At 54.1% G+C, this 9,011-nt stretch carries 9 protein-coding genes; 2 read left to right on the forward strand and 7 right to left on the reverse strand.

Annotated elements, in window-relative coordinates:
• Positions 1–61: 61 nt before the first annotated feature.
• The 5 genes from ABWQ15_RS05865 to ABWQ15_RS05885 form a co-directional block, all read right to left on the reverse strand.
• Positions 62–1,273 carry an FprA family A-type flavoprotein gene (locus ABWQ15_RS05865; protein WP_353907821.1) on the reverse strand — a complete coding sequence of 404 codons (1,212 nt, stop codon included), beginning with the start codon at positions 1,271–1,273 and terminating at the stop codon, positions 62–64.
• Between the two features lie 21 nt (positions 1,274–1,294).
• Positions 1,295–3,205: an acyl-CoA dehydrogenase family protein gene (locus ABWQ15_RS05870; RefSeq protein ID WP_353907822.1), complete on the reverse strand. Its 1,911-nt coding sequence runs from the start codon at positions 3,203–3,205 to the stop codon at positions 1,295–1,297.
• A 63-nt stretch (positions 3,206–3,268) separates the two neighbouring features.
• The gene (locus ABWQ15_RS05875; protein ID WP_353907823.1) at positions 3,269–3,679 is read right to left on the reverse strand and encodes an RrF2 family transcriptional regulator; all 411 of its coding nucleotides are present in this window, start codon (positions 3,677–3,679) and stop codon (positions 3,269–3,271) included.
• Positions 3,680–3,961: 282 nt separating this feature from the next.
• Positions 3,962–4,975, reverse strand: a complete 1,014-nt coding sequence (locus ABWQ15_RS05880) for a C40 family peptidase (RefSeq protein ID WP_353907824.1) — start codon at positions 4,973–4,975, stop codon at positions 3,962–3,964.
• A gap of 57 nt (positions 4,976–5,032) precedes the next feature.
• Positions 5,033–5,344, reverse strand: coding sequence for a hypothetical protein (locus ABWQ15_RS05885; RefSeq protein ID WP_353907825.1), 312 nt, complete (start codon positions 5,342–5,344; stop codon positions 5,033–5,035).
• Positions 5,345–5,565: 221 nt separating this feature from the next.
• On the opposite strand from ABWQ15_RS05885, the gene ABWQ15_RS05890 reads away from it, so the two are divergent.
• On the forward strand, positions 5,566–5,769 hold the full coding sequence (locus ABWQ15_RS05890; RefSeq protein ID WP_353907826.1) for a hypothetical protein: 204 nt from the start codon (positions 5,566–5,568) through the stop codon (positions 5,767–5,769).
• 32 nt (positions 5,770–5,801) lie between these two features.
• Here ABWQ15_RS05890 and ABWQ15_RS05895 read toward each other — a convergent pair whose 3' ends face one another.
• Entirely contained in the window at positions 5,802–7,382 is a 1,581-nt protein-coding gene (locus ABWQ15_RS05895) for a recombinase family protein (protein ID WP_353907827.1), read from the reverse strand.
• Between the two features lie 34 nt (positions 7,383–7,416).
• Positions 7,417–7,554 (reverse strand): hypothetical protein, encoded by a 138-nt coding sequence (locus ABWQ15_RS05900; RefSeq protein ID WP_353907828.1) that lies wholly within the window; start codon positions 7,552–7,554, stop codon positions 7,417–7,419.
• 436 nt (positions 7,555–7,990) lie between these two features.
• Between ABWQ15_RS05900 and ABWQ15_RS05905 the strand changes: the two genes are divergently transcribed.
• Positions 7,991–8,977 (forward strand): HD-GYP domain-containing protein, encoded by a 987-nt coding sequence (locus tag ABWQ15_RS05905; protein WP_353907829.1) that lies wholly within the window; start codon positions 7,991–7,993, stop codon positions 8,975–8,977.
• The last annotated feature ends 34 nt before the right edge of the window (positions 8,978–9,011 follow it).

Genomic DNA, 9,011 nt, shown 5'->3' on the forward strand with positions numbered 1-9,011 from the left:
AGTTCTCTTCGTGAAAATAAGGGACGGGCCTCTTTTTGAGAGGCCCGTCCCTTATTTTCAATTATGCCATGGATTCCAAAATTGCGTCTACCAGATGGTCCAGTTCCGGCACCTTGTCCGAGCCCAGTGACGAGGCCATGCTCACCCGCTCATTGAGAACGGTCATATTCTTCAGCTCGTCATTGATGAATTTCTGCATCAAATCGCCGGACTTACAGGCCCAGGAACCGTTTTCTATCAGAGCAACGGTCCGATTTTGGACATTTAGAGCCTTCATGTCAATCAGGAAATTGTGCATCGCCGGATAGATGCCCAGATTATAGGTCACGGAAGCCAGCACCAGATGGCTATACTTAAAGCTTTCGGAAATCAGCTGGGATACGTCGGTGCTGGACACGTCATAGACCGCTACGTTGGTCTGTCCCTTTTCACACAGCCGCGCCGCCAGCGCCTGGGCGGCCGCCTCCGTGTTGCCGTACATGGAGGCGTAGACAATCAGAACGCCTTTTTCCTCCGGCAAGTACCGGCTCCATGTGTCGTATTTCTGGATAAAATACATCAGATCCTTGCGCCACACCGGACCGTGCAGAGGGCAGATGTACTTGATCTGATTCAGAATGGTCCCGGCTTTTTTCAGGATCAGCTGAATGTGGGGACCGTATTTCCCCACAATGTTGGTCAGATACCGGCGGGCATCGTCCAGCCAGTCCCGGTCGAAATTGACTTCGTCGGCAAACAGCTTTCCATCCAGCGCACCGAAGGTTCCGAAGGCGTCGGCGGAGAAGAGGACACCGTTGGTCACGTCGAAGGTGACCATCACCTCGGGCCAGTGAACCATGGGTGCAAACACAAAGGTGACCGTGTGGGTTCCGAAGGAGAAGGTATCCCCTTCCTTCACCTCGATCTGGTCATGGGTGTCCACGCGGAAGCCAAACTGCCGCATCAGCATGAACGCCTTTTCATTGCTGATGATCTTCACCTTGGGCCAGCGCAGCAGTACCTCCTCGATACTGCCAGCGTGATCCGGCTCCAAGTGGTTGATAACCAGATAGTCCAGGGGTCTTCCGTCCAGCACATGGGTCATGTTCTCAATCAGCTGGCGGCAGCTTCCAAAGTCCACCGTGTCAAACAGAACCGTTTTCTCATCCAGCAGAAGATATGAATTATAACTGACGCCCCTGGGAATCGGATAGGCGTTTTCGAACAGAGTCAGCCGGTGATCGTTGGCCCCGACCCAATACAGATCTTCCGTCACATTTCTTACACAATACATAATCTGCTCCTTCTTTCCGCGTTACGCTTCAATAAACTGATCCTTGCCCTCGGCACACTCAGGGCAGATCCAGTCGTCCGGCAGATCCCGGAACAGGGTACCGGGCGCGATCTCGCTATCCTCGTCCCCAAGCTCCGGTACATACTCATAGCCGCAGCCGCCGCACACACATCGGGGTCCAATCGGCTCGGGCTTCGGCATCACGGGCCGCTTGATCTTGATCATAGGAGGCGCCGGCTGCTTTTCTCCGGTATTCAGTGCCTCGGTCAGCAGGGGCAGCACTTCCATGAGATCGCCCACAATGCCGTAATCGCAGTTTTTAAAGATGGGCGCATTGGGGTTTTTGTTGATTGCCACAATCGTGGAGGCATCCTTGATTCCCTTCAGGTGCTGGATAGCGCCGGAAACGCCGCAGGCGATGTACAAATTGCCGGTGAACTTTTGCCCGGACATACCTACATAGCGGTTCAAAGGAATGTACTTCAGAGTCTCCGCCACCGGGCGGGAGGAGCCGATGGCAGCACCGGCAGCCTTGGCCAGCTGCTCAATCAGCTTCATATTCTTTTTCTCCCCGATGCCCTTTCCGGCGGAAACCACCCGTTCGGCCAATGCGATGGGGACGTCCGGTGCAATTCCCACAGTAAAGTCGTAGCCGTCCTTTTTCAGAGCCTCCACCAGCGCGGCCACTTGATCCTGTGCTCCGCCGTCCCGAAACAAAATTTTCTTCCGGATTCCAGTCGCGGGCGCGGGCTTATGGGCGCGGCTAGCGGAAGTTCCCTCGGTTCTGGGCTCCTTGCCCAGCACATGCGAGGCAATGACAATCCGCTGAATTTCGTTGGTTCCCTCGTAAATGGTGGTGATTTTGGCGTCACGGTACATCCGTTCCACCTCCATCCCCTTTAAGTATCCGGTTCCGCCGAAAATCTGGAGCGCATCGTTGGTTACCTCCAGAGCGATGTCTGAGGCGTACTGCTTGGCCATGGCTGACTCCATGCCGTAAGGCTCGTGGTTTTCTTTCAAATCCGCCGCGGAATACACCAGCAGACGCGCGGTGCGCAGCTTGGTTGCCATGTCCGCGATTTTAAACGAGATAGCCTGCTGGAATCCGATGGGCTTTCCAAACTGGACGCGCTCCTTGGCATAGCTGACCGCCTGCTCAAAGGCTCCCTGCGCGATGCCCAGCGCCTGTGCGGCGATGCCGATGCGCCCGCCGTCCAGCGTCGCCATTGCAATTTTAAAGCCCTGACCCTCTTTGCCCAGCAGGTTTTCTTTCGGAACCTTCACGTCGTTAAAGATCAACTCGGCCGTCGCAGAGGAACGAATTCCCATCTTGTCGTAATGGTCGCCAAACTCAAAGCCCTTCCAGCCCTTTTCCACAATGAACGCGGAAATGCCCCGGGTTCCGATGTCAGGCGTGGTCACGGCAAAGACCACATAAGTGTCCGCCTTGGGGGCATTGGTAATAAATATCTTTCCCCCGTTCAGCAAATAGTAGTCTCCTTTGTCCACAGCCGTGGTCTCGGTACCGCCGGCATCGGAACCCGCGTTTGGCTCGGTCAGCCCAAAAGCGCCCAGCTTTTCGCCCTTGCACAGAGGAATCAGGTACTTCTGTTTTTGTGTCTCCGTTCCAAAGGCGAAAATCGGCCAGGTTCCCAGCGAAGTGTGGGCCGACAAAATGACGCCGCTGCCCCCGTCCACTCTGGCCAACTCCTCAACAGCGATGGCATAGCTGAGAACATCCAGTCCCATGCCGCCGTATTCTTTGGGATACGGAATTCCCATAAAGCCCATGCTTCCCAGCTTGGCCACTGCGTCCTCCGGGAACTCGTTTTCCTTGTCCAGCAGAAATGCCAGGGGCTTGATCTCTTCCTCCGCGAATGCGCGGATTTTGGCCCGCAGCTCTTCCTGTTGTTGTGTGGTCTGAAATAACATACCGCTTCCTCCTTAATAATATTCAATCTTGCAATTGCGCTTTTTTTGCAGTTCTTGAATTGCTCAATTACCAAAGAAAATTTCTTGCAGGCTATGGGTGTCCAACTCCCGGTCCAGCGTCTGCTGGATCTCCAGCAGATGAAGGTGTGCCCGGCACACGGTGCCATCATGAGCCTGACACCACTGACACTGATACCCCGGCCTCATGCAGGAGCTTACAAAGGCGTCCTCCCCCATGGTCTGCATCAGCCGATACAAAGTGATCTGATCCAGCCCGGTAATTAAAAGGCAGCCGCCATCCGCCCCCCGCACAATCCTGAGGATGCCCCCCTTTTCAAGTTTCTTCAGGATTTTGTAGGCGAATTGCAGCGGAATCTGCTCATCTTCCGCCAGGCTCACCGCCGTGTGCTGTTCCCCATCAGCCAACGCTCGCAGGATTCTCAGCGCGTAATCAGTTTCCTTTGTTATAAACAATCTGCCAATTCCCCCTTTTTGTTTTCATACATACTCTATCAATCTTGATAATTTTTGTCAAGATTCCAAATTGACAAAAAAACAGCCTGTTTTTTGTGAATTGTTTTTGTTTGACTGTTCTCACCATGGTGCCGCATCGAGTCCGCCGTCTTTCCGTACAATCAGCAACCAAGCTGGAAGCCCAAACGCACAAAGCAAAAAGAGGCGGACAGTCGAAACTGTCCGCCTCATCTATGCTTAGTCGCCCGCCTTACTCCCCGATCTAAATATGTAAAATCGGACTCAGATACGCATACCGCCAACAAAGTAGGTATTGTAATAGCCGCTGGTCAGGCCGCTGATTATCACGCCGCCGCTGTTGGCGGAGGAGGCGTGAATAAACCGCCCGTCGCCAATATATATGCCGGCGTGAGAACAGGCCTTCCCCAAGGAGCGACTGGGATCGCAGAAAAACACCAGATCACCGGCCTGCAGCGCGGAGGTCGAGGTAATCTTCTGACCGGCCCCGCTCTGCCACTGACTGGTAGCGCTGTGGGGCAGGCTGACACCCATTTGCTTGAAAACGTACATGGTAAAACCGGAACAGTCAAATCCGCCGGGAGCCGCGCCGCCATAAGTATACCGAGTGCCCAGATACTGCTTGGCAATGGAAACAACTCCGGAAACGGAAGCGGATGTGGAAGCCGCAGAAGTAAGATCCACGAAATCGCTGCGGATATAGCCGGTCGTACCGTACTGACAGGTTACAGCATACCACCCGTCGGAAAAGCCGTTTACAGTTACCAAACTGCCGCTATCTACCGTGGCGACGGATTCTGCATCGGCAGCGCCAGAGGCGCGGACATTCACACTTTCGCCGTTCACACGGCCATTGGTGGTAAAAATACCGTCCTGATCTTCGATCACATAGTCAGCGGAAACATAGCCGGACTTACCGTCGTAGCTGACATAATACCAGCCGTCCTGCTCGCCCAGAATGGCGACTGCAACGCTTTTTTCTATCTGCGTAACAACGGAAGAAGAAGTAGAAGCCTCAGATCTCAGCCGCAAACCGGAGCCGGTCGTGCAGCCAACTCCAATCGCAATGTTATCGGGGGCTGCTGCACTTTTGAGCTGCACAGCAGCGGAGGAAGAATTGGTTACCTCAGTACTCAGCAGTAAACTGGAACCGGTGTTACTTCCACCGCCGACCGAGACATCATCGGCTGCGGAAACAGTGGCCATCGCGGCCAGCAGCATCGTCATCGCGGCGGAGAAAGCAACGAACCCTACCGCCCTACCTGCGTGATATGTCATAAAGTGTACGCTTCCTTTCATGTTTGTCGACTGTTGGGAAGTGGGGAGCCGTCTGCTTTACAGCTTACCGGACAATGCGCGCTCCAGCCAGATGGTGGAGATGTCCATAGCCTCGTAAAGGTTCTCCTTCTCACTTTTTTTCACCACGCGGTCCCGGGACTTCAGATCCGGGTCCGTCAATTGTAACTGGACAGAAACCTTGGTAGCAACGTCCATATCCTGCACCTTTTTGGAATTCAGCACCTGCATCATGACAATATATTTCTCAGCCATCGTGCCGTAGTAAATCAGATTGTCGACTCGGCGGAGGGGGTGACCCTTATAAGTCAGGCCGGCGGCCTGCTCCGCCTGTTCCATAATTTCAGCCATCGGTATACTCCTTTAAAAAAGTTTGTAACCAAATTGTAACAGATTTTTTCCAGTTTGTCAATTCTCAGATGCCTGCTTTTTCAGGAAATTTTTTCCGGGCACGTCGCCCGTTTTGTTTTTCGAATTATGAGATTTTCTGCTTGTTTTGCCGCCATCATTTTCCTTCAGGCGCAATTTATGATCTATCCGCTCATATACTCTTTCATCTGAGGAGGGATTTTATGAAAATTATCGTATGGAGAAAAAAAGCCGCCGCCCTGCTGGCGGCGGTGCTGGCGACAGGAATGGCAGGATACGTGGCCACATACCCAGCCACAGCCTACACCACTGACCGCCAGCTTCCAATCTACTGCGTGGATAAGGATCAGCAGAAAATTTGCTCGATCAGCTTCGATGCCGCCTGGGGGAATGAAAATCTGCGGTAACGGGGCCCCGGGGCTTTCCGATATTTTGGAATTCACGGCTCTATCTTTCCGTCCTCCAGCAGGGTGCGGAGTTCTTTGGAAAAGAGGTAGGTGATTTCAATTCGGCCCCCCTCAAACACACGGATTTCCCGAACAGTCTCCGCCAGCGTGGCCCGATCCAGTTCCGTCAGTTGACCGGAACGCACCAGTTTCTCCGCCCAGAGCCTGTCGGGCGCGTCCACCGTCTCATCAAGCCGCTCCATCTGCTGCGTCAGCGTCTCTTCCTGGGCGGCGTAGTCCCGTCGGTAACGGAGGTACTCCTCCCTTGAAAGCAGGCATTCCCTGTAATCCTCGTAAGCACCCTGACCCAGCTTTCTCACCCGGTCCAGCGCCGCACTCAGGCGCTCCCGCTCCCCGCAGGCGGCATCCGTCTTCAATGCCTCTCTCTGCCCGCGCTCTGCCAGCTGTCGCAGGTTCTTCACGCCGGCCACAATCCGGTTCAGATCTCTCAGCACAACCGCTTCCAGCGCGGCTCCGGCAATCTCATGCCGGGTACAGATCGTAGGCCCATAGCGCTTATAGGACCCACAGGTGTAATACGTACCGCCCCTTCGCTGTGTTCTCACCATGGCGCGCCCGCAGTCCCCGCACTTTAAAAATCCGGCAAAGAGACTGACCCGCGCCGTAAAGTCAGGTGCTTTGACGTTCCCGCGCAAAAGCGCCTGCACCCGCTTCCACTGCCCCATGGAAATGATCGGCTCGTGAGTCCCTCTGACAACGATCCAGTCCGCCTTTTTCTTCCGCCTTGCCGTACCGTGGAGTTGGGCACGGTCGTCGCGTCCCTGTTCCAGATTGCCGATATAAACCTCGCTTTGGAGGATTCGGTGGATGGTGGCGTAAGTCCAATAGGTGGTGCGCTCCAGTCTGCTGCTGTTGCGGTACCGCTCCCCCATCAGCCGCTTGTATACGCTGGGGCACGGAACCCCTTCTCCGTTCAGGATCTTTGCAATTCCGATTTTGCCGTGCCCCTTCTCAAACAGGGTAAATATTTGCCGCACCACCTCCGCAGCCACCGGATCGACCACCAGATGACTGTGGTTTTCCGGGTCCTTCAGATACCCGTAGCTGGGGAACGCACCGATAAACTCGCCCCTGCGCTGCTTGGTATGCAGGGCACTCTTCACTTTCACGGAGATGTCTCTGGCGTACTGCGCGTTAAACAGGTTTTTCAGCGGCACCGTCATGTCATAGGCGCCACGGCTGCTGTCGATGTCGTCTGTCACTGCCACAAACCGTGCGCCGTGCGCCGGCAGCCAGCGCTCCAAATACTGACCGGCGTCGATATAATCCCGGCCAAAGCGAGACAGATCCTTTACCAGAACACAGTCTACTTTTCCGGCCTCAATATCCCGCAGCATCTGCTGGAAAGCGGGTCGGTTAAAGTTGGTACCCGTGTAGCCGTCGTCTATGTAGCACTCGTGCACCGCAAGCTCCGGTCGGGCCTGCGCGTATTCCGTCAGCAGGCGGCGCTGATTGCCGATGCTGTCGCTCTCAGCCCGGTCGCCGTCCTCCCGCGACAGACGGCAATACAGCGCCGCTTTCCAGATTTTTTTGGAGGTTCCGTCTCTTTCCACAGGCAATCCTTCCCTTCTGCGGCGCGCATCCTGCTCAAGTACGCTGCTGGTGCGCCCGGATGAGATTCAGGACCAAAGCTTCTGCTGTGGTCTCGCCCTCATACCTGCGGACAATCTGCATCCCATCGACGGGGTCTTCCTCCACCCTGTCGTTCCGTTCCGCTTCGCTCATGCGCCGCCCCCTTTCATCAGCCTGCTTCATATTTATGCGAATGCGGGACTGGACATGCGAAGCAGTGTCGGTGCAGACCTGGAAGGCGGATAGATCCCGCCGCAAAACCCCTTTCAGCTCTTTCGTAAAGGATGAAGATACAAATTTTAAGTTAATTTGTTGATTTTAGTTTTATTTGACATTTCATAGAAATAAATATATAATCTTGTCGATTAATAGTATAAGCGTCAATTGTTTTTGTCGGTCTAGCCTCTCTATCCCGAGTTCTTCGGGGTGGTTCTGCGGGGCAGCATTTTATCACAATACCACAGTAAAATTTTGGCGCACTTACTGGTCGCGGCCATATTGTAAAGGAGTCACGATGAGATTCGTAGCGGCAAATTGTCTGCGTGAAGGTATGCGGCTGGCAAAGCCTTTGTATCGAGGTTCTAATACCATGCTGTCCAGTGGAGTCACGCTGAATGAAATGTATATTGACGGAATCCAACGTAGCGGATATTCCGGTGCTTACATCGACGACGACCTGTCGCAGGACATTGAGGTCATCGATATAATCAGTGATGAACTACGCATGGAAACCATGAAGGGAATCCGCAAAATCATCACCACCGCCCAGCAGAGCGGCAAGAGCGCCAACCCGGTCAACATCTCCGCGCAGGTAGAGCGCATTGTGCAAGAACTTTCCGGGTCTCGGGACGTGATGGTGAACATACTTGACCTATGTAGCTTTGACAGCTATACCTACTCTCATTCTCTCAATGTGGCGGTATTGTCCATCGTCTTGGGGATCGCCATGAATTTTTCTGTCGGCGATTTGGTGGCTCTTGGCTGCGGCGCTCTGCTGCATGACATCGGAAAGGTATTTATCAGCAAAGGGATCATCCAAAAGGCCGGTCCACTGACGCAGGAAGAATTTGAACAGGTGAAAACTCATTCCCGTGTGGGGTATGACTATATCATGGCGGAATACCGGCTCCCCCCGCGGAATTGCAGACCCATTCTGGAACACCACGAGCGGTATGATGGCTCGGGCTATCCCGCAAAAAAGCGCGGTACTGAGATTTCCCTATATGGACGGATCACCGCCGTGGCAGACGTGTACGATGCGCTGATCTCCGAGCGTCCCTACCGAAAAGCCCTGCCGCCCAACGAGGGAGTGGAATATGTTATGGCCAGCGCCGGAACTTTGTTTGATCCGGAGGCTGTCAACGCTTTCACCAAAAAGATCGCTCCATATCCCGTGGGTACTTCTGTGGCCTTAAGTAATGGCTGGGTCGGCCTGGTCATCCGAAATTACGCCTCCTATTGCCTGCGTCCCAAGGTTCGGGTCTATCAGCAGGACGGTGTGGCTGTGAAGCCTTTTGAAATCTCGCTGAAGGATGATTTCAGTTATCTGAATGTCACCATCAGCGGTGTCGCCTGATTTTTGCATGATATAAGCGCGCCGAAACCGCCTC

This window comes from Oscillibacter sp. (assembly GCF_040505565.1).
Taxonomy (GTDB): domain Bacteria; phylum Bacillota; class Clostridia; order Oscillospirales; family Oscillospiraceae; genus Oscillibacter.